Origin of the sequence: Actinoplanes sp. NBRC 101535 (assembly GCF_030269225.1) — a bacterium.
In the GTDB taxonomy this organism is placed as follows: domain Bacteria; phylum Actinomycetota; class Actinomycetes; order Mycobacteriales; family Micromonosporaceae; genus Actinoplanes; species Actinoplanes rectilineatus.
The window spans coordinates 168,165-186,766 of the sequence record NZ_BSSY01000002.1 but is presented as its reverse complement, the minus strand read 5'-3'; the positions used below and the strand labels follow the sequence as shown (position 1 = coordinate 186,766).

Annotated in this window: 21 protein-coding genes and 4 tRNA genes; 2 read left to right on the top strand and 23 right to left on the bottom strand. The window is 69.5% G+C overall.

Translation table 11 applies throughout. From position 1 onward, the window contains the following. Positions 1 to 2: 2 nt before the first annotated feature. The 13 genes from rplA to QSK32_RS05770 all read right to left on the bottom strand — a co-directional run bounded on the left by rplA (position 3) and on the right by QSK32_RS05770 (position 7,788). The gene (gene rplA / locus QSK32_RS05830) at positions 3 to 719 is read right to left on the bottom strand and encodes a 50S ribosomal protein L1 (protein ID WP_045745022.1); all 717 of its coding nucleotides are present in this window, start codon (positions 717 to 719) and stop codon (positions 3 to 5) included. A gap of 129 nt (positions 720 to 848) precedes the next feature. Next, complete coding sequence (gene nusG, locus QSK32_RS05825; protein ID WP_045745021.1) at positions 849 to 1,565, bottom strand: transcription termination/antitermination protein NusG; 717 nt, start codon at positions 1,563 to 1,565, stop codon at positions 849 to 851. 48 nt (positions 1,566 to 1,613) lie between these two features. Continuing rightward, positions 1,614 to 1,985, bottom strand: a complete 372-nt coding sequence (gene secE / locus QSK32_RS05820) for a preprotein translocase subunit SecE (RefSeq protein ID WP_045745020.1) — start codon at positions 1,983 to 1,985, stop codon at positions 1,614 to 1,616. Positions 1,986 to 2,090: 105 nt separating this feature from the next. After that, a tRNA-Trp gene (locus QSK32_RS05815) sits at positions 2,091 to 2,163 on the bottom strand. Between the two features lie 96 nt (positions 2,164 to 2,259). Beyond that, positions 2,260 to 2,658 carry a MaoC family dehydratase gene (locus QSK32_RS05810; protein ID WP_045745019.1) on the bottom strand — a complete coding sequence of 133 codons (399 nt, stop codon included), beginning with the start codon at positions 2,656 to 2,658 and terminating at the stop codon, positions 2,260 to 2,262. Continuing rightward, positions 2,658 to 3,107: a MaoC family dehydratase N-terminal domain-containing protein gene (locus QSK32_RS05805; protein ID WP_045745018.1), complete on the bottom strand. Its 450-nt coding sequence runs from the start codon at positions 3,105 to 3,107 to the stop codon at positions 2,658 to 2,660. The genes QSK32_RS05810 and QSK32_RS05805 overlap by 1 nt, the downstream gene beginning before the upstream one ends. A 74-nt stretch (positions 3,108 to 3,181) precedes the next feature. Next, positions 3,182 to 3,349: a 50S ribosomal protein L33 gene (gene rpmG / locus QSK32_RS05800; RefSeq protein ID WP_045745017.1), complete on the bottom strand. Its 168-nt coding sequence runs from the start codon at positions 3,347 to 3,349 to the stop codon at positions 3,182 to 3,184. Positions 3,350 to 3,455: 106 nt separating this feature from the next. Continuing rightward, positions 3,456 to 3,528 (bottom strand) — tRNA-Met (locus tag QSK32_RS05795). Between the two features lie 51 nt (positions 3,529 to 3,579). Continuing rightward, positions 3,580 to 3,652: transfer RNA gene (locus QSK32_RS05790), tRNA-Thr, on the bottom strand. 107 nt (positions 3,653 to 3,759) lie between these two features. Then, positions 3,760 to 6,291 (bottom strand): putative bifunctional diguanylate cyclase/phosphodiesterase, encoded by a 2,532-nt coding sequence (locus tag QSK32_RS05785; RefSeq protein WP_045745016.1) that lies wholly within the window; start codon positions 6,289 to 6,291, stop codon positions 3,760 to 3,762. Positions 6,292 to 6,343: 52 nt separating this feature from the next. Further along, positions 6,344 to 6,496, bottom strand: a complete 153-nt coding sequence (locus QSK32_RS05780; RefSeq protein ID WP_157411251.1) for a hypothetical protein — start codon at positions 6,494 to 6,496, stop codon at positions 6,344 to 6,346. Positions 6,497 to 6,958: 462 nt separating this feature from the next. Further along, positions 6,959 to 7,228 carry a hypothetical protein gene (locus QSK32_RS05775; RefSeq protein WP_045745014.1) on the bottom strand — a complete coding sequence of 90 codons (270 nt, stop codon included), beginning with the start codon at positions 7,226 to 7,228 and terminating at the stop codon, positions 6,959 to 6,961. 68 nt (positions 7,229 to 7,296) lie between these two features. Beyond that, on the bottom strand, positions 7,297 to 7,788 hold the full coding sequence (locus tag QSK32_RS05770) for a YajQ family cyclic di-GMP-binding protein (RefSeq protein ID WP_045745013.1): 492 nt from the start codon (positions 7,786 to 7,788) through the stop codon (positions 7,297 to 7,299). Between the two features lie 148 nt (positions 7,789 to 7,936). Here QSK32_RS05770 and QSK32_RS05765 point away from each other — a divergent pair. Further along, positions 7,937 to 8,017, top strand: a tRNA-Tyr gene (locus QSK32_RS05765). Between the two features lie 42 nt (positions 8,018 to 8,059). Here the strand turns inward: QSK32_RS05765 and QSK32_RS05760 are convergent. From QSK32_RS05760 to htpX, 6 genes are all read right to left on the bottom strand, one after another. Next, complete coding sequence (locus tag QSK32_RS05760; RefSeq protein ID WP_285471397.1) at positions 8,060 to 8,191, bottom strand: DUF6228 family protein; 132 nt, start codon at positions 8,189 to 8,191, stop codon at positions 8,060 to 8,062. 34 nt (positions 8,192 to 8,225) lie between these two features. Continuing rightward, a complete protein-coding gene (locus tag QSK32_RS05755; protein WP_045745012.1) occupies positions 8,226 to 8,894 on the bottom strand; it encodes an MOSC domain-containing protein in 669 nt (222 codons plus the stop codon). A gap of 82 nt (positions 8,895 to 8,976) precedes the next feature. Next, positions 8,977 to 9,978 (bottom strand): LLM class flavin-dependent oxidoreductase, encoded by a 1,002-nt coding sequence (locus tag QSK32_RS05750; protein ID WP_285471396.1) that lies wholly within the window; start codon positions 9,976 to 9,978, stop codon positions 8,977 to 8,979. Beyond that, positions 9,975 to 10,541 carry a TetR family transcriptional regulator gene (locus tag QSK32_RS05745; RefSeq protein WP_052720858.1) on the bottom strand — a complete coding sequence of 189 codons (567 nt, stop codon included), beginning with the start codon at positions 10,539 to 10,541 and terminating at the stop codon, positions 9,975 to 9,977. Before QSK32_RS05745 ends, QSK32_RS05750 begins: the two co-directional genes overlap by 4 nt. Positions 10,542 to 10,647: 106 nt before the next feature. Next, a complete protein-coding gene (locus QSK32_RS05740) occupies positions 10,648 to 11,916 on the bottom strand; it encodes an MFS transporter (RefSeq protein ID WP_285471395.1) in 1,269 nt (422 codons plus the stop codon). Positions 11,917 to 12,029: 113 nt separating this feature from the next. Then, positions 12,030 to 12,902 carry a zinc metalloprotease HtpX gene (gene htpX / locus QSK32_RS05735; protein ID WP_285471394.1) on the bottom strand — a complete coding sequence of 291 codons (873 nt, stop codon included), beginning with the start codon at positions 12,900 to 12,902 and terminating at the stop codon, positions 12,030 to 12,032. A 166-nt stretch (positions 12,903 to 13,068) separates the two neighbouring features. On the opposite strand from htpX, the gene QSK32_RS05730 reads away from it, so the two are divergent. Then, positions 13,069 to 13,308: a hypothetical protein gene (locus QSK32_RS05730; RefSeq protein ID WP_285471393.1), complete on the top strand. Its 240-nt coding sequence runs from the start codon at positions 13,069 to 13,071 to the stop codon at positions 13,306 to 13,308. 142 nt (positions 13,309 to 13,450) lie between these two features. Here QSK32_RS05730 and QSK32_RS05725 read toward each other — a convergent pair whose 3' ends face one another. The 4 genes from QSK32_RS05725 to QSK32_RS05710 form a co-directional block, all read right to left on the bottom strand. Further along, positions 13,451 to 13,648: a hypothetical protein gene (locus QSK32_RS05725; RefSeq protein WP_285471392.1), complete on the bottom strand. Its 198-nt coding sequence runs from the start codon at positions 13,646 to 13,648 to the stop codon at positions 13,451 to 13,453. A gap of 79 nt (positions 13,649 to 13,727) precedes the next feature. Beyond that, positions 13,728 to 15,185, bottom strand: a complete 1,458-nt coding sequence (locus QSK32_RS05720) for an NADH-quinone oxidoreductase subunit N (RefSeq protein ID WP_285471391.1) — start codon at positions 15,183 to 15,185, stop codon at positions 13,728 to 13,730. Beyond that, positions 15,182 to 16,741: a complex I subunit 4 family protein gene (locus QSK32_RS05715; protein WP_285471390.1), complete on the bottom strand. Its 1,560-nt coding sequence runs from the start codon at positions 16,739 to 16,741 to the stop codon at positions 15,182 to 15,184. The genes QSK32_RS05720 and QSK32_RS05715 overlap by 4 nt, the downstream gene beginning before the upstream one ends. Further along, positions 16,741 to 18,597: an NADH-quinone oxidoreductase subunit 5 family protein gene (locus QSK32_RS05710; protein WP_285471636.1), complete on the bottom strand. Its 1,857-nt coding sequence runs from the start codon at positions 18,595 to 18,597 to the stop codon at positions 16,741 to 16,743. Before QSK32_RS05710 ends, QSK32_RS05715 begins: the two co-directional genes overlap by 1 nt. Positions 18,598 to 18,602 lie beyond the last annotated feature (5 nt).

Below are 18,602 nucleotides of genomic sequence, written 5' to 3'. Positions count from 1 at the left end.
GCTCAGGCCTCGCTGTCGCTGCGCAGGTTCTTCTGCGCGTTCGGGTCGACCTGCACGCCGGGGCCCATCGTGGTGGCGACGGTGACCTTCTTGAGGTACTTGCCCTTGGCTGCGGACGGCTTCGCCCGCAGGATCTCCTCGAGCACGGCGGCGTAGTTGTCCACCAGCTGCTCGGGCGAGAAGGACGCCTTGCCGATGATCAGGTGCAGGTTGGAGTGCTTGTCCACCCGGAAGGTGATCTTGCCGCCCTTGATCTCGTTGATGGCCTTCGTGACGTCCATGGTCACGGTGCCGGTCTTCGGGTTCGGCATGAGGCCACGCGGGCCGAGGATCCGGGCGATCCGGCCGATCTTGGCCATCTGGTCCGGCGTCGCGATCGCGGCGTCGAAGTCCAGCCAGCCACCCTGGATCCGGGCGACGAGCTCGTCGGTGCCGACCTCGTCGGCGCCGGCCGCGACGGCCTCCTCAGCCTTCGCACCCTGGGCGAACACGATGACGCGGGCGGTCTTACCGGTGCCGTGCGGCAGGTTGACGGTGCCGCGGACCATCTGGTCGGCCTTACGCGGGTCGACGCCCAGACGCATCGCGACCTCGACGGTGGCGTCGAACTTGGTCGGGTTCGTCTCCTTCGCGAGCTTGATCGCCTCAGCCGGCTCGTAGAGCTTGGTGGCGTCGATCTTCTCGGCGGCCTGACGGTAGGCCTTGCTGCGCTGTGCCATGTGACTTACTCCTGTGGTTGCTGGCGGGACCGGCTTGACGCGGCCCCTCCCACTGACATCGCCGGGGATCCGGCGATCAGACTGGCGGCCCGGGAGGAGATCCTCACCGGGCCGTATTCAGTTCGCAAATCAGATCTTGGTGACCTGGTTGAAGTTCAGCTCGACCGGCGTCTCGCGGCCGAAGATCGAGACCAGGACCTTGAGCTTCTGCTGGTCCGCGTTGATCTCGCTGATCGAGGCCGGCAGCGAAGCGAACGCGCCGTCGGTGACGGTGACCGAGTCACCCACCTCGAAGTCCAGCACCTTGATCTCGGGCTTCGCCTTCTTCTCCTCGGCCTGCACGGCCGGGGCCAGCCACTTCAGCACCTCGTCGAGCGAGAGCGGGGCCGGACGGTCCACCCGGTCGGTGGCGCCGACGAAGCCGGTCACACCGGGCGTGTTGCGGACACAGGAGTAGGACTCCGGGCTCAGGTCCATCCGGACGAGGATGTAACCCGGGAAGACCTTGGCCTGCACCTGGTTGCGCTTGCCGTTCTTGACCTCGACCTCTTCGCGGGTCGGGACCTCGACCTGGAAGATGAAATCCTCCATGTCGAGGCTCGTGATCCGGGTCTCGAGGTTGGTCTTGACCTTGTTCTCGTAACCGGCGTAGGAGTGCACCACGTACCAGTCGCCGGGCGCGTAGCGCAGCTTCTGCCGCAGCTCCTTGACGGGGTCGTAGTCCTCGTCAGCCTCGGGCGCCTGGGCCTCGGCCGTCGAATCGTCGGCCACCTCGACCGACTCGTCGGTGTCCGGCGACGACTGCTCGTCAGCAGACTGCACGGTCTCGTCGTCGTACTCAGGCACGTTCGCTCACTTCCAGATAACGTCTCGTCGGTTCAGGGCTCGCCCGGACTAGCCGAGCGCCCAGAGGATGGCCTTGCCGAACCCGTAGTCCAGGCCCGCCACGATGGCCGTCATGACCACGACGAAGACGATCACCACACCGGTGTAGGTCAGGAGCTCGCGCCGCGTCGGCCAGATGACCTTACGGAGTTCGCTGACGACCTCACGGAAGAAACCACCGATTCGGCTGAGAGGACCACGCCTACGCGGCTTCTTCTTGGAGCCCTCCGCGTCGTCGGCAGAACGCTCGGCGACCGCAGTCCCACCACCGCTGGTGACCGAAGAGTCGGCGTCGTCCGGAACGTCACCACCGTCGGCGGCGTTGGCGAGCACCTCGTCGTCGCCCGGGACGTCGTCACCGGGCCGGTCCTTCTCGGCCACTTCGCCCTACTTCCGTCGTCGGTGGAGAACTTTCCTGTCAGCGCTCGACCGGACGCGGAATTTGTGCGAACCGCGCACCGGGCGGGCACGTCTAGGAGGGTTGCGCAGGGGTGACAGGACTTGAACCTGCAGCCTGCGGTTTTGGAGACCGCTGCTCTGCCAATTGAGCTACACCCCTATGCGGGACCGTCATCGCTAGGATTCAGTGCCCCACGGCGCATCAGTGTACGGGTAAGCCGGGCGTTATCCCAACCCGGGTTGTCCCACCCGGGGCTTACCTCTTCCTGACAAGCGCCTGCGCCAATGAGAGTACCTTGTCGCCGTTGCAGGTCGCAGTGAGGCTCAACCTGGTGTGTCCCTCCGCGGTGACCTCCTTCACCTTCGCCGACACCACGACCTCGGTGCCCTCGTCGGTGTCGGGCACCGGGACCGGGCGGCTGAACCGCACGTTGAACTCGACGACCGCGTCCGGGGCGCCGGCCCAGAAAGTGACCGCGCGGCCCACCAGAGCCATCGTGAACATGCCGTGGGCGATGACGCCGGGCAGGCCCACACCCGTGGCGATCCGCTCGCTCCAGTGGATCGGGTTGAAGTCTCCCGAGGCGCCCGCGTAGCGGACCAGGTCCGCCCGGGTCACCCGGAAGGTCTGCGGCTCGAGGCTCTCGTCGGTCATCAGGACTCCTCGGCGCGCTGGACGAGCTTGGACCAGACCGTGACGACGGGCTCGCCGGCCTCGGTGGTCACCTCGGTCCGGGTGGTGATGAACTGGTGGCCGCCGCGGCTGCTGATCTCGTCGACGCTGTTGACGCACACCAGGGCGTCACCGGCCACGATCGGGCGGGTGTAGGCGAACTTCTGGTCGCCGTGCACCACCCGGCTGTAGTCCAGGCCCAGAGCGGGGTCGTCGACGACCTGCCGGCTGGCCGACATGGTGATGGCGATCGGGAAGGTCGGCGGGGCGACCACGTCCGTGTAACCGATCGCGCGGGCTGCCTCAGGATCGTGGTACTCCGCGTCGGTGGCACCGATCGCCCGGGCGAACTCGCGGATCTTCTCCCGGCCCACGAGATAGGGCGCGGTGGGCGGCCAGATGCGGCCGACGAATGACTGGTCCAGGGGCATGCCCCACAAAATACTCTGCGCCGCCCGGAAGAATCCGGACGGCGCAGAGTGAAAGATCGGGGTGTTGCGATGGATCAGCGCGTCTCGCGGTGCAGGGTGTGCTTGCCGTCACGCGGGCAGAACTTCTTGAACTCAAGACGGTCCGGGTCGTTGCGCCGGTTCTTCTTGGTGATGTAGTTCCGGTCCTTGCACTCCGTGCACGCCAGGGTGATCTTCGGACGGACGTCGGTCGCCTTGGCCACGGCGGGGTGCCTTCCTGCTAACGGGTTCTAACTGACAGCAAGCCAGCGTAGACGCTTGGTCTGCCGTTCTGCAAAGTGGGGTCCCCGGGTGGGGTCCACAGAAAAGTAGCGGTGGCCGGACTTGAACCGGCGACACAGCGATTATGAGCCGCTTGCTCTGCCATCTGAGCTACACCGCCGAGCCGGGCTTATAGTCCAGCGCCGGGCAGGGCGGGAACGAAACCCGGTAGAGCCCCCTTACGGAATCGAACCGTAGACCTTCTCCTTACCATGGAGACGCTCTGCCGACTGAGCTAAGGGGGCTTGCCGCTTGCGATCACTCGCTCGCTGCAGGAGTAACATTACACGGCCTCGCGGCCGGGGTGAAATCAGTACCCCCCTCTCGGCGAAACGCCTGCTCAGAAGGCGAGTCAGATGACCGCCCGGAGCCGCCTGATCTCGCCGGTGGGGGTGGATTCCAGCTCCGTCTGAGCGCTGAGCCAAGCCTCCAGCCGCTCGTACGGCAGAGGACGGCTGAAGAGGTAACCCTGACCGATCTCGCAGCCCATCTCCTCGAGCAGCTCCAGGGTCAGTTCGCTCTCCACACCCTCGGCCACCACGGCGAGACCGAACTCGCGGGACAGGCCCACCACGGCCCGCACGATCGCGAGATCACCGGTGTCGGTCGCCATGCCCTGCACGAAGTTGTCGTCGATCTTCACCTCGTGCACCGGCCACTGCCGCAGGTACGCCAGGGAGGAGGCACCCGTCCCGAAGTCGTCCACACTCAGCCGCACCCCGAGGTCGCGCAGCCGGTAGAGGCTGGGCAGCACCCGCTCGATGTCGCTGAGCATGCCCGGCTCGGAGATCTCGAACGTCAGCTGCCCCGGCTCCACCCGGTGCTCCTCCAGCAGCTCCCCCACCAGATCCGGGAACCGGGAGTCGAGCAGGGTCCGGGCGGACAGGTTGACCGAGATGGAGAGCGGGCGATCCGCCGCCGCCCAGTCCCGGCAGCGGCGCAGGCCGGCGGTGAGCACCACCTCGGTCAGGCGGGCCAGCTGCCCGGTGTGCTCGGCGACCGCCACGAAGTCCTCGGCCGCCACCTCGCCGTGCGCCGGATGCACCCAGCGGGCCAGGCACTCCACCCCGACCACGTGCCGGTCGGCGAGCGTCACCTTGGGCTGGAACCAGACCTCCAGCTGGTCGTTGTCGAGCGCGCGCCGCAGATCCGCCGCGATGCCGAGCCGGCGGACCACCCGCGACTCCAGGGCCGGGTGGAAGGGCTGCACGCCGTACGGCAGGGCCTTGGCGGAGTTGGCGGCCAGCTCGGCCCGCTGCACCAGGCTCTCCGGGTCCGACCCGTGGTCGGGGTAGACGGCGAGCCCCACGGCGGTGTCCACGTCCAGGGTGAGCGAGCCGACCGTCATCGGGCCGCGCAGGCTCTCCCGCATCTGGGTGGCGAGCGCGATGGTCGCCTCCAGGCTCTCCGCCCGCAGGGTCACCACGAACTCATCGCCGCCGATCCGGCCGACCAGGGCACCCGGGCCGGCGATCGCCCGCAGACGTTCGGCGACCTCGGCCAGCAGCTTGTCACCGGCGGCGTGACCCATCGACTCGTTGACGTCGCGCTGGCCGTCGACGTCGAACAGCAGGACGGCGACGACCTCGTTCTCCACCTGGACGGTGACGGACTCGGCGAGCGCGTCGAGAATCCGGCGGCGGTTCGGCAGGGCGGTCAGCCGATCGTGGTACGCGTCGTGGCGCAGCCGGTCGACCAGCCGCGAGTTCTCCACCGCGACCGCCGCGTGTGCCGCGATGGTCTCCAGGATCTGCACGTCGGTGTCGCGCAGCGTCGCGTACGGCCCGAGGCGGTTCACCACCTCCAGGGTGCCGATCACCGTCTGCCCGGAGCGCAGCGGCACGACCACGACGTCACGCAGGCCGGCCCGCCGCAGCGTGCCCCGCAGATCGGTGGTCTCCTCGAACTGGCTGCCCACGGCGACCGCGGAGCGGGCCGTGACGGCGCGCTCACGGATCTCGGCGGGGGTGGGTGCGATGTCGAGCAGACCGGCCTCGTCGTCGACCCGGGCGGTCAGCAGGACCTCGGGGTAACGCCCCTGCGCGGAGAGGTAGAGCGTGGAGAACTCGGCCCGCATCAGGGCCCGTACCCGCCCCAGCAGCACGTCCGGAAGGCCACCGTCGGCGGCCTGGTCGCGGACCGCCAGGGTGAGCTCGTAGACCTCGGCCAGGGTCCGGTGCTGGCGGAAGAACCCGGCGACCGACCGGAAGGCCAGCACCAGGGCGGTGATCAGGATGATCAGCAGAATCGCGGCCCACGGCGTCGCCTCGAGCGTGACCAGGAAGACCAGGCCGATGACGATGTTGATCGCGGCGATGATGAACGCCGGGACGCTGGACCTCAGGACCTCTTGGCCGGCCCGTGAGCCCTGCACCACCCGGAAGACGGCGGCCACCGCCATGTGCGAGGTGACGGCACTGGCCATGGCGGCCACGAAGAGCACCACCCAGGCACTCGGATGGGTGCCGTCGGTGCGTGGGAAGACGGCGACGATGAGCACCGCGATGGTGGCACCGGCCGCCGTCTTCACGACGTTGAACCACAGTTTGGTGGGTTCCAGCCGGTTCTGCAGATGCGTCGCGAGAGCCGCGAACGTCATCGCCAGGACGACCGTGACCGACGGCAGGAAGTGCAGCGCCAGGACGAGAGGAATCTCGGTGACGACGATGAAATACGTCTGCCGCCGAATATAGATCTGCGTAACAGCCGTGTTCGCGATATAAGCGCCTATGGCGACGCAGACACCACCGAACCAGGCGTCATACCACTCCGGATCTGCGACCCAGAGTCCGATTATTCCGATGAGTGCGAAGACCGCCAGTGGCCCCGTGATCAACCATGATTTGGCCTGGGAACGACTGGCCGGTACCCGAGACCCGGTCATGGCGCTCCCTGCCTCCTACTTCCACCGGCGGTGCATAGGGTGGCGCTATCTGTCAGCCCCAGCCCGTTTCGCCGTTGGTGTAGACCGTCGTAGTGGGTTCGCCCGTTTCATAAGTGGCTGCTTGCGCAGCGGCAGCGCCGCCGAACACCGCGGCCAGCAGGAAAACGAGGCCCGCGGTGAAGCGGGCCATCTTCCTTGCAGACATAGTTGGCTCCTCGTGGGGGGAGTCGCATCGGTTGGGGGGTTCCATGATGGTGCCACACCGGTTGTGCGACGGGGAGTGTCCACCGGCGGGTCGCCACGAGGTACCGTCAAATCCTGGCCGAACGGTTGAGTAAGGGTGTCGTTCCATACCCTCACAATTGACAGCTTTGCGTCCGATTTAAGGGATAAGTGAGTGACACTCACGCCAGATCGAACGGCAGAGCCGACACCACGCCGACGTCACGGCGAGTCGCGAAATCGTGACGCTCCCCGCATGCAGGGATCGCTCTCCGTGAAGTCAGCGACCGGAGAGCGATCGCGAAAGCCGGACCGCGGCCCATGGTGACCGCCGCACGGAGCACCAGCGCGGTGTCCAGACCCGGCGTGATCGTCAGAAGCGCACCGAGCACGCGAACGAGAGAACCGCATCAGCCAGATCCACGGCGGAACCCTTCGCGGGTCTTCAGCGGTGCGGGCGGAACCTGACGAGGGCGACCATCACCAGGACGATCGCGAGCAGCGCCAGACTGGTCCGGGACTGCCCGGCCGGGAGCAGGGCGCCCACCATCAGGATCATCACGGCGACGCCCATCAGCAGGTGATAGCAGCCGCCCTCCCAGGAGGTGGCGAACGCCCGCGTGATCAGCGCCGGCACCCGGCCGCCGAGCAGCATCCGGGCGCCCAACGCGGCAAGAGCGAGGCCGATGAGGCCGCCGAACACCGCGGGCGCCATCGGCTCAGTCTCCTCGGCCCGGGCCCACGGTTCATCCCCTTCCCGCGCCCCGGACCGTGATCCACCACTCAGCGGTAGTTGTCGAACTGCAGCGCGACGCCGAAGTCCTCCTGCTTGAGCAGTGCGATGACCGCCTGCAGGTCGTCCCGCTTCTTGCCGGTCACCCGCAGCTGGTCACCCTGGATCTGCGCCTGCACACCCTTGGGACCCTCGTCCCGGATCTTCTTGCTGATCGCCTTGGCCTTGTCCGTCTCGATGCCCTCGACGACCTTCAGATCGATCTTGTACGTCTTGCCGGACTGCCGCGGCTCACCGGCGTCCAGCGACTTCAGCGAGATGTTCCGCTTCACCAGCTTCTCCTTGAAGACGTCGAGCGCGGCCGTGGCCCGCTCCTCGGTCTCCGAGGTGATGGTGAACGCCTCCCCCGACTTGGCGAGCGTGGTGTTGGTGCCCCGGAAGTCGAACCGGGTGCCGAGCTCCTTCTCCGCCTGATTGAAAGCGTTGTCGACCTCCTGCCGGTCGACCTTGCTGACGATGTCGAACGACGGGCTGGCTGCCATGATCAAACTCCTGCGACTGGGTTCGTGTCGATGTCGTCGCCCGGGCCGGTTCCGGCCCGCGACATGCCGACCGTACCCGGTTGCGAAGGCGGGTGGCGGTGCGGCTATTCTTATGTCCGCTGCTGCGGGAAACCGCGGTGGATGCCCAGGCGGGTTGCCCGAGCGGCCAATGGGAGCGGACTGTAAATCCGTCGCGAAAGCTACAGAGGTTCGAATCCTCTACCCGCCACAGGCAGGCAGGAAAGCCCCTCACCACGGTGAGGGGCTTTCTTCATTTCTCACCCCGTTCGGGCTCGCGGAAGTGGTGGGCCAGGTCGGCCGCCAGGCGGGTCAACTCCTCGCCGGCCTCCAGCACGAAGACCGCCCGCGCCGACCACGAGGTGGCGTTCAGGGAACGGCTCACTCATGTCGGCGAGCATAGAGGGAACGGCGGGGTCCTACGCCGACCGCGACAGCCGCCTCTCGACGTCGTCGCGCAGGCCGGCCGGCAACTCGTCCGCGTCCAGCAGCCGACCCAGCCGTGACGCGTCATGCATGTAGATCTCGAACGCCTCGGTCACCGTCACCCCATGGGCCGGCCGCGGCCGTACCTCGATCCGGTCACCGACCCGGATCGCCCCACTCTCCACGATGCGGAGATAGGCCCCGGTCCGGTTGGCCTCCGCGAACCGCTTGATCCAACGCGGCTCGCCCATCCGGTGCTGGAACGTCGCGCACGGAATCCGTCCGAACGTCACCTGCAGCACGACCTCAGGGCCGACCGCCCAGCGCTCCCCGATGACCGCGCCCAGCAGGTCCACGCCCTCGGTCGTCAGGTTCTCCCCGAAGAGCCCGTGCGGAAGGTCCCGCCCCAAGGTTGCCGACCACCACGCGTAGTCCTCCACCGCGTACGCATAAATCGCCTGATCGTCCCCGCCATGATGATCCACGTCGCCGATGTAGTCACCGATCAGCCCGCTGTGCAGACCTGTCGTTTTCGGGCCGGGCGGGCGCACCGTCACCGGGTGGGTCACCGGGCGTTTGCCGATGCCCGTCGCCGGCACGTTCTTGGCGGGGTTGGGTTCGGCGCCGCCCATGTTCAGGGACAGGATGACTCCGCTGCTCATGACGCGTTTCCCCCTCAGCTCGGGTCGGCCCCGAAAGGCTCAGGTCATCCTCCCGTCCCCGAGAGGGACCCGCATCCGATTTCTACAGCCCCCAGGCTTTGGCGATCCGGGCCAGGCTGTCGGTACGGGTGGCCGGGTCGTAGACGGTTCCGGCCAGCATCAGTTCCGCCGCACCGGTCCGTTCGACCAGCTGGTCGAGGGCGGCGACCACTTCGTCGGCGGTCCCGGCGAACTGGGTGCCGGGCAGGGACGCGAGGACCGCCTGATCCATGTCGGACAGTTCGCGCTTGGCGGCCTCTTCCGGCGAGATGATCGGGCCGAGGCGCCCGGTCCGCAGGCTCAGCGCCATGATCCGGCTCGGGCCGGCGAGGTACTGCGCCTCTTCGGTGGTCTCGGCGGCCATCACCGACGCGCTGACCATCAGGTGTGGTTCCGGGAACTGCGCGGAGGGCTGGAAGCCGTCGAGGTAGAGCCGTGCGGCACTGTCCACGTCGGAACTCATCGCGAAGTGATATGCGTAACAGAACGGCAGGCCCAGTCTTGCGGCGAGCTGCGCGCCGTAGGTGGACGAGCCGAGGATCCAGATCTCCGGGTAGCTCTCCTGCACCGGTGTTGGCCGCAGCCGGGGCGGGGTCGGCGACAGCATCGACATCAGGGTCTGCAGGTGTTCCGGGAACTTCTCCACCGTCAGGTACGGCGAGACGCCCCGTAACGCCATCGCGGTGGCCTGGTCGGTGCCCGGCGCGCGGCCGATGCCCAGGTCGATCCGGTCCGGGTAGAGCCCGGCCAGCAGGGAGAACTGTTCGGCGACCACGAACGGCATGTGGTTGGGCAGCATCACGCCGCCGGAGCCGATCCGGATCCGGGAGGTGTGCGCGCCGACCGCGCCGAGCAGGACCGGCGGCGAGGTGGAGGCGACGGCCGGCATGTTGTGGTGTTCGGCGACCCAGAACCGGGAGTAGCCGAGGTCGTCGGCGGCCTTGGCGATCTCGATGGTGCCGCGCAGGGCGTCGGCGCTGCCGTGGCCTTCGCGGACCGTCGCGAGGTCGAGCACGGACAGGGGAACGCGGTGGGATGCGCTCATGAGGCAATCCGTTCTGGTGAGTACAGGAGGTCGAAGCCCTCCCGGATCAGGTGGTGCAGGCCTTCGACGCCGGTGTCCGGGTCCCATCGGGGGCAGACCGTGTTCAGCACCGTGCGGGCGGTGTTGACCAGTAGGTCGAGGTGCAGGTCGTCGATCGGCTGCCGGGTTGCGGCCCAGGCGCGTACCGCGTCCCAGAACCGGTCGGCGACCTCCCGGGAGCAGCAGCCGTCCAGTTCCGGGGAGGCGCGCAGGACGCGCCGTTGCCGGGCCATCCGGTCGGCGGTGGCCGCGGTGTATCCCAGGATCAGTTCGCGCAGCGCGGTCCGGATCGGTTCGCCGGACGGTCGTGCCGTGGTGAGTTCGGCCCAGAGCCGCGGTTCGTCAGGGTCCGGGTCGAAAAGGACCGACTCTTTGGCGTCGAAGTAGTTGAAGAACGTGCGCCGGGAGATCCCCGCTTCGGCGGCGATGTCGTCGACCGACACCGCGTCGAAGCCGCGCTCACCCATCAGTCGCAGGGCGGTGTCGCGTGCCGTCCGCCAGTTGTCGAGTCTGCTCTGCCGCACGTCTCGACCGTAGCTCGACTTGCACTCAGTGCAAATCCAAACAGACCTTTTGCGGGGTACGCCTCCGTGAGAGTCCCGTCTCCCCGCCGGCCCGGGCGCGACCCCCTCAGGCGGGATCGACGGCCAACGCCGTGGACGGCTGGACGCCGGCGTTCCGGTCGGCACGGGCCAGTGTGTTCTCCGGAAGAGCCGCCACCGCCGCCGCGATCAGCAGACCCGCCGCCGGGTAGACGAACGCCCAGACCAGCCCACCCGGCTGGTCCACGATCAGCCCGACGACCGCGCCGCCGGCCGCACTGCCCGCCACCGAGACGGTGACCAGCCAGGTGTACGCCTCGTTCAGCATCCCGGCCGGGGCGATCCGGCTGACCAGGTTGTTCTCCACGGTCAGCGCCGGCGCGATGGTGGCGCCCCCGACCACCAGCGCCGCACCCAGCCAGACCGGGCCCGGCATGAACGGCAGCACCAGGAAACTCACGCCCACCCCGGCCAGCAGCCAGGCGAACTGGCGGGTCAGCGCCATCGCCGGACGGCGGGTGCCGAACCAGATGCCGCCGACCGCACTGCCCAGCCCCCAGACGCCGAGCAGGACCCCGGCCAGCGACTCGCCGCCGCCGTGCTCCGACGCCCAGGCGGTCACCACCACACCGGCCGCGCCGAACGCGTTGCCCAGGGCTGCGATGCAGACCAGCAGTACCGGGAACCCGCTGACCCGCAACGGCCCGAGCCCCCTCGTGGCGTGTTCCGCCGCGGTCGCGCCGTGCCGCCGCATCACCGGCAGCCGCACGATCCACGCAGTGCCCGCCAGCGTGGCCACCGCCGAGCAGATCAGTGCCGCCTCCGGGCCGCCGTCCGACGCCATGAGCACCCCGACCAGGATCGGCCCGAGCACGAACACCAGCTCGAACAGGGACGTCTCGGCGGCCATCGCGGCGGACCGCAGTTCGAGGTGCCCACTGCCGGCCGACGTCATGTCGGTCCAGGCCCGGCGGATCGCCGCGGTCAAGGGTGGGTACGTGGCACCGGCCACCGCCGTCGCCACGAAGATCAAGCCGACGGATCCGCCGCGGTGGTGCGCGGCCAGGATGACGGCGACCAGGGCGAGCGGGTGGACGACCGCGGTCGCCAGCAGGATGGGCGCCGCACCGATCCGGTCGGCGAGGCGCCCCGCGATCGGGCTCAGCGCGGCGCCGGACAGCGCGTAGACCCCACCGGCCAGACCGGCGACGGCGTACCGGCCGGTGACCTGTTCGACCAGCATGAGCAGGGCCAGCGCCGTCATGCCCAGGCCGAGCCGGGCCGAGATGCCGGCCACCAGCAGGGTCGGTCCGCCCGGGAGCCGCCACACGCCGAGGTACTGACGCAACGCGGTCACGGGCGGACCTCCGGAAGGAGCAGAAGTGAGGCGGGACGTCACCCGAGGCTAGCTTCGGCCGGATATTTACACAGCTGAAATAGTCCTGGTGTCGCGCTGCTCACTACCCCTTGCTACCGACGGCTTCCGGTGAGTGCGGCCTGCTCGTGGAGCCGGCGGATCCGCTCCTGCATCGGCGGGTGCGTGGCGAAGAGGGAGGCCATACCCCCACCCCGGAACGGGTTGGCGATCATCAGGTGGGCGCTGCTCGTCAGGGTGCCGTCGGCCGGGAGCGGTGCGCGTTGCGTACCGAGATGAATCTTCTCCAAGGCACTGGCGAGCGCAAGCGGATCGCGGGTCAGCGTGGCGCCGGAGGCGTCCGCCTGGAACTCCCGGTTCCGGCTGATCGCGAACTGGATGATCGTCGCCGCCAGCGGTCCCAGAATCATCATGAGAAGCAGCGAAGCCGGGTTCGGCCCGTCCTCGTCGTCCGCGGAACCGAACGGCAGGAAGATCGCCAGCTGCGCCAGCATGGTCACGATGCCGGCCAGCCCCGCCGCCACACTGGAGATCAGAATGTCCCGGTTGTAGACGTGCGACAACTCGTGACCGATCACCCCGCGAAGCTCGCGCAGGCTGAGGACCCGGGTGATCCCGACCGTGACGGCCACTGCGGCGTGCTCCGGGTCACGGCCGGTCGCGAACGCGTTGGGCTGCATCGACGGCGAGACGTAAAGCCTCGGCATCGGCTGGCCGGCGTCTCGGGAGAGTTCCCGCACCATCGCGTACAACTCGGGGAACTCGGCCTCGCTGACCGGCTGCGCGCCCATGGACCGCAGCGCGATCCGGTCGGAGAAGAAGTAGCTGACGGCGTTGGTCACCAGCGAGACGACCACGGCGAGCACCAGACCCGTGCCGCCGCCCAGCCAGTAACCCACGGCCAGGATCAGGCTCGTGAGCAGACCCAGCAGAGCTGCCGTCTTGAGACCGTTGTGTTGGCTGTGCACTGTCACTCCTTCGAACGCTTGGGTTCGTACTTGGAGAACAGCTCCCACCTCCGCATTTCATCCGATTACGCGTTGTGAGTTCGCTGTGTGCAGCCCGTCACAACGGTTCGTCCTGCCCGGTCGGCCGATCCAGCCTCGACCGACATTTCGCCGCTGGGGGGACCGCATGACCGAGGAGCAGCTCCTGCTGCGCCGACACCACCGGCGCACGTTCGAACTCCTCCCGGTGGAGGGCCTACTGCCCCCGTTCCTGCTCTTCGCGGGTACGGCCGTGATCCGCACCGGGCCGGCCGACTACCACTGGTTCCCCGTGCCGGCGAACATCACCATCGGGTTCTGGGCCCTGCTGGTGCTGCCCGCCTTCGCGAATCAGCGCCACGACCCGGCGCCGACCAGCACCTACTAGCTGTATCGCAGTAGGGGCGGAGCGGTCAGCGACGGACGAGAGAGCGCGTGTCGAGTGCGAATCGGAACGGGAACTCGGAGGTCAGACTCGCGCCGGTGTTCGCGACGGTCTCCTCGACGTAGTGCCGGCCGTCGAGACGCCGTCATCCAGCGCGTTCGCCAGGCGGCGGGAGAGGCGCTGATGGCTCATGCTCGGCGCGGGGCATCGACGGCACGTCGGCATCCAGGTCGAGGTCGGTCTCTCGTCCGCCGGTCAGTCCGGGCACCTGAGGGCTCCGCACGGTCCAGCCGTACTGGCCTTCGTGGCTGTAGATGAGGTCGATCGCCTTCAGGTCAGGCACGTCCGATCACCTCCGCGGCTTCGTCCAGGCTCAGGCCGACTTTATCGGGCGAAAACGATCTCGATGGATGCGGGCGGGGTCAGAGGAGGGCGTTGAAGAGGGCCTGCGGGGCGAACCCCAGGGCCACCGCGGCCACCACCGTCAGCGCCAACGTCAGGCGGACCGGGAACGGGACCGGAACGTGCGGATGGGTGGCGGCGTCCAGCAGGACCGGGTCTGCCGCCGAGAGGCCCACCCGGGGCGGCAGCGTGTAGAGCACGGTGCCCACCCGCACGTAGTAGGCCAGCGCCACCACCGCGTTGACCACCACCACCGCCGCCAGCCACGTCCAGTTCGCAGCGACCAGGGTTTCGACCACGGTCAGCTTGGCGAACAGGCCGGCCAGGCCCGGGGGTAGGCCTGCCAACCCTGCCAGGGCCAGCACCATCGTGGCGCCCAGCCACGGGCTGCGACGGCCGGCGCCGCGGTAGTCGTCCAGGGTTCCGCCGTCGTCTCCGGGTAGGCGGAGGGCCGACAGCACGCCGAAGGCGAGCAGTTCCAGGATGACGAAGAAGACGGCGTACGCCAGGGCCGCGGCCACCCCTGCGGAGCCCAGGGCCAACGCTGCCAGGATGTAGCCGGCCTGCGCGACCGACGACCAGGCCAGCAGGCGGACCATCCGGGACTGCCGGAGGGCCACCAGATTGCCGATGGTCATCGTGAGTACGGCCAGGACCGCCACCACCGCGCCGGTGTCCAGGCGGGCGACCACGGCGGCCAGGGCCAGGACGCCGCCCAGTTTTGACGCCGTGGACAGGTATGCCGCGACCGGGATCGGGGCGCCGTCGTAGACCGTCGGGGCCCAGGCGTGCAGGGGGACCGCGGCCACCTTGAAGGCGAGGCCGATCACCAGGAGGGCGGCGCCGACGCCGGCCAGGGCGGCGAACGGTGGGGCCGCCGGGAACGGGGCGGTCAGGTGGATCGAGCTGGTGGCGGCGTAGTGCAGGGCCGCGCCGAGCAGGGCCACCGCGGTGGAGACCACGCTGACCAGGAAGAACGTCAGCGATGCCGCGGCCGGGGCGGTCGTTACGCGTTCGCCGGGGGCGAAGCGGCGCAGGCCTACCAGCACGTACAGGGGAAGGGTCAGGGTTTCCAGGCCGACGATCAGGGTGATCAGGTCGCCGGCGTAGCCGACCACCACGCCGCCGGTCATCGAGCAGGCCAGCAGGAAACAGAACTCGCCTGCGGGGGCGACGCCGAGGCGCAGGGCCGGTGTCGAGAAGACCAGGACGGCAGCGGTCAAGGCCGCGAACAGTGCTGCGGCGACCGCCGCGGGCCAGGTGGGCAGCCAGGAGCAGCCGCCGGGTACGCAGAAGGTGGGTTCTGCCGTGGCGGTGGCGAACGCGGTCACCGCCACGGCCACGGTGCCGAGCAGGGTGGCGCCGACCGTCACGACCCGGCGGCCGGTGAACAGGTCGGCCAGCAGGGCCAGGACGGCGGTGCCGGCGGCGGCGTACAGCGGCAGGAGGGCCAGGTGACCGACGGTCTGACTGCTCACGGACGGCCTCCCGTCAACAGGCCCTCGAGCGGCAGCGACACGTCGGACAGCACCAGCGCCGGCAGCAGGCCCACCGCCAGTGTCAACAGCACCAGCGGCGCCCAGGCGAACCATTCCAGACCGGCGATCGTGGGGCGCATGGCGCGTACCTCCGGAGTCGCCGGGCCGTGCGTGACCTGGCGGAGCAGGCGCAGGAAGTAGGCGGCGGTCAGGGCGCCGCCGATCGCGGCCACCACCGCCAGGGAGGTCCAGAACACGCCGCCGACGCGGACCGCGGCGACGACCGCGAACGCCTCGCCCCAGAAGCCGGCCAGGCCGGGCAGGCCCAGCGAGGCGATCGCCGCGAAGCCGAGCAGGCCGGCCAGCCGGGGTGAGCTCTCCCGCAGGCCGCCCAGCTGGTTGATCGAACCCGTACCCGAGCGCTCCTTGATCGTGCCGACCAGGAAGAACAGCAGGCCGGTGATGAGGCCGTGCGCCACGTTGCCGATCAGGGCCGCCTCCAGGCCGATGGTGGTGAAGGTGGCGATGCCGAGCAGCACGAAACCCATGTGACCGACACTGGAGTAGGCGATCAGCCGTTTCAGCTCGTGCTGGCGCAGGCAGATCAGCGCGCCGGCGACGATCGCGATCACGGCGAGCAGGCCGAGGACCGGGCCGGCGGCGTGGGCCGCGTCCGGGGCGACGCCGAGACCGACCCGGATCAGGCCGTAGGTGCCCATCTTCAGCAGCACGCCGGCCAGGATCACCGAGCCGACCGTGGGCGCCTCGGTGTGGGCGTCCGGCAGCCAGGTGTGCAGCGGCCAGAGCGGGGCCTTCACCGCGAACGCGATCAGCAGCAGGGTGAAGGCGAGCGCCTGCGTGCCCCGGCCGAGGGTGTTCTGGCCGGTCAGGGCGACCAGGTCACCGGTGCCCGCGGCGGCGAGCACGGTGACCACGCCGAGCAGCAGCAGCACCGAGCCGGCCAGGGTGTACAGCACGAACTTGCGGGCCGCCCGGCGGCGTTCCGGGCCGCCCCAGCCGGCGATCACGGCGTACATCGGCAGGAGGACGACCTCGAAGAACACGAAGAACAGCAGCAGGTCCAGCGCCAGGAAGGTGCCCAGCACCCCCACCTCGAGGACCAGGAGCAGCGCGGCCAGGGCACGTCCGCTGCCGCCCTCCGGGACATTCTTGACCGTGTACGCGCAACAGAGCACCGTCAGCAGCCCGGTGAGCGCCACCAGCGGATAGGAGACACCGTCCACACCGAGGTGGAAGTCGAGTCCGAGTGCCGGCACCCACGGCACGTGCACGTCCGTCCACGGGATCAGCGCGGGTGGACGATCGTCGAGTGGCGTGTACGCGAACCACCCGAAATCAGTCGGCCGCATGACCGGGACGACCAGTGTCAGCAGGAACGTCAGGCCGGCGAAGACGGTGGCGACGACCCGGGCCTGCCGGTCGCGGGCACTCGGCAGCACGGCGGTGACGATCGCGCCCAGCGCCGGGACGACGAGGAGCGCGACCAGCAGCACCTGCGCGGCCGACCAGTCCGGGTCGAGGTAATCGCGGTACATCAGATCAGGGCTCCCCACCACGCGACGAACCCGAGGACGAGGGCGCCCGCGCAGACCGCGAGCACCGCGGCGGGCAGGCCCACCCGGTGTGCCAGGGCGAGCAGGCCACCGAGCCGGCTGGTCAGCGTGCCGGTGCCGTGGACCGCGGCGTCGACCACCCGGACGTCACCGGCGGTCACCAGGCGGGCCAGCGCTCTCACCGGCACCACGACCAGCCGGTGCTGGACGTCGTCGAGGCGGAACCCGGCGGCGAACAGCGGACGGAACCGGCCCAGGGCGCGCGCCGGGTCGACGCCGGGTGCCGCCCACCAGAGCCACCATGCGGTGCCGGCGCCGGTGACGAGCAGCAGCATCGGCAGGGCGACGGCCACCCCCAGGTGCGGATCCTCCAGTTCCAGGGCGGTCCGGAAGCCGGGGGCGAACGCGGCCAGGCCGAGCAGCGCGGCCGGGACGGACAGCACGATCAGCGGCCACCGCATCGTGGCCGGCGGGTCGTGCGGGACGTCGGCGCCCGCGTAGTGGGCGTCACCGAAACCGACAGCCCATTCCGTCCCGTGCCCACGGTTCGTGCCGAGGAAGGCCCGCAGCAGCAGCCGGGTCGCATACCAGGCGGTGATCCCGACGGCGAGCAGCGCGGCCACCCAGACCAGCCAGCCGGCCCAGACCGGCGCCGGCCCACCGCCCTCGGTGGCGTGGGCGGCCGCGGTCAGCACGTTCTCCTTGGACCAGAAACCCGACAGCGGCGGCAGGCCGGCCAGCGCGCCGAGGCCGATCACGAACGCGGTGAAAGTGACCGGCATGTGTTCGCGCAGGCCACCCATCCGGGACAGCAGGTTGGTGCCGACCGCGTGGATCACCGCCCCGGCGGCCAGGAACAGCAGCGCCTTGAACGCGGCGTGGGTGAGCAGGTGGAACAGGGCCGCGGCGGGCGAACCGACGGCCAGCGCGCCGGTCATGTAGCCGATCTGGCTCACCGTCGACCAGGCCAGCACGCGTTTCAGGTCGTCCTGGGCGGTGGCGGCGAGCGCGCCGAGCAGGATGGTGACCGCGGCCGACACGGCGAGCACGGCCAGCGCGACCGGGGACTGTTCGAAGAGCGGGTAGAGCCGGAAGACCGCCCACACTCCGGCCGCGACCATGGTGGCCGCGTGGATCAGGGCGGAGATCGGCGTCGGTCCGGCCATCGCGTCCGGCAGCCAGGTGTGCAGCGGGAACTGGGCGCTCTTGCCGGCCACCCCGGCCAGGATCAGCAGCAGCGCGGCGGTCAGGGTGCCCGGTGAGTAGTCGGTGGTCAGCACGCCCGGCAGCCACGAGGTGCCCGCCCCGGCGATCAGGATCGCGATGCCCAGCAGGAACCCGACGTCACCCACCCGGGTGACCAGGAAGGCCTTCACCGCGGCGGCGGGCGCCTCCGGCAGCCGGCGGTCGTGACCGATCAGCAGGTAGGAGCAGGCGCCCATCACCTCCCAGCCGATCAGCATCCAGATCAGGTCGTCGGTCGCGACCACCACCAGCATCGCGGCGGTGAAGACGCTGATCTGGGCGGCGTAGGGGGCGTACCGCGCGTCGTCGTGCAGGTAACCGACCGAGTAGATCTGCACCAGCAGAGCGACCAGGCAGACGGCGATCGCCAGGTAGGCCGCCCCGGCGTCGACCATCGTGCCGAAAGTGACGGTCAGGATGCCGAAGTCGTCGGGAACCCAGAAGGATTCCTCGGGCGGGACCTGAGGATCGAAGGCCAGCCGGATCGCGAGCAGCAACGCCCCGGCCGCCCCCGCGACACCGAGGATCGCGGCGATCCTCCTGCGTGGTCCCTCCCCGTCGCCCGGCGGCAGCAGGAGACCGATCAAACCCATGATCA

Excerpts from the sequence above, each read along its gene's own strand:
- rplA (WP_045745022.1), bottom strand. The coding sequence starts at position 719 with ATGGCACAGCGCAGCAAGGCCTACCGTCAGGCCGCCGAGAAGATCGAC.
- QSK32_RS05810 (WP_045745019.1), bottom strand. The coding sequence starts at position 2,658 with ATGACCGACGAGAGCCTCGAGCCGCAGACCTTCCGGGTGACCCGGGCG.
- QSK32_RS05805 (WP_045745018.1), bottom strand. The coding sequence starts at position 3,107 with ATGCCCCTGGACCAGTCATTCGTCGGCCGCATCTGGCCGCCCACCGCG.
- QSK32_RS05785 (WP_045745016.1), bottom strand. The coding sequence starts at position 6,291 with ATGACCGGGTCTCGGGTACCGGCCAGTCGTTCCCAGGCCAAATCATGG.
- QSK32_RS05780 (WP_157411251.1), bottom strand. The coding sequence starts at position 6,496 with ATGTCTGCAAGGAAGATGGCCCGCTTCACCGCGGGCCTCGTTTTCCTG.
- QSK32_RS05775 (WP_045745014.1), bottom strand. The coding sequence starts at position 7,228 with ATGGCGCCCGCGGTGTTCGGCGGCCTCATCGGCCTCGCTCTTGCCGCG.
- QSK32_RS05770 (WP_045745013.1), bottom strand. The coding sequence starts at position 7,788 with ATGGCAGCCAGCCCGTCGTTCGACATCGTCAGCAAGGTCGACCGGCAG.
- QSK32_RS05755 (WP_045745012.1), bottom strand. The coding sequence starts at position 8,894 with ATGAGCAGCGGAGTCATCCTGTCCCTGAACATGGGCGGCGCCGAACCC.
- QSK32_RS05750 (WP_285471396.1), bottom strand. The coding sequence starts at position 9,978 with ATGAGCGCATCCCACCGCGTTCCCCTGTCCGTGCTCGACCTCGCGACG.
- QSK32_RS05730 (WP_285471393.1), top strand. The coding sequence starts at position 13,069 with ATGACCGAGGAGCAGCTCCTGCTGCGCCGACACCACCGGCGCACGTTC.
- QSK32_RS05715 (WP_285471390.1), bottom strand. The coding sequence starts at position 16,741 with ATGTACCGCGATTACCTCGACCCGGACTGGTCGGCCGCGCAGGTGCTG.
- QSK32_RS05710 (WP_285471636.1), bottom strand. The coding sequence starts at position 18,597 with ATGGGTTTGATCGGTCTCCTGCTGCCGCCGGGCGACGGGGAGGGACCA.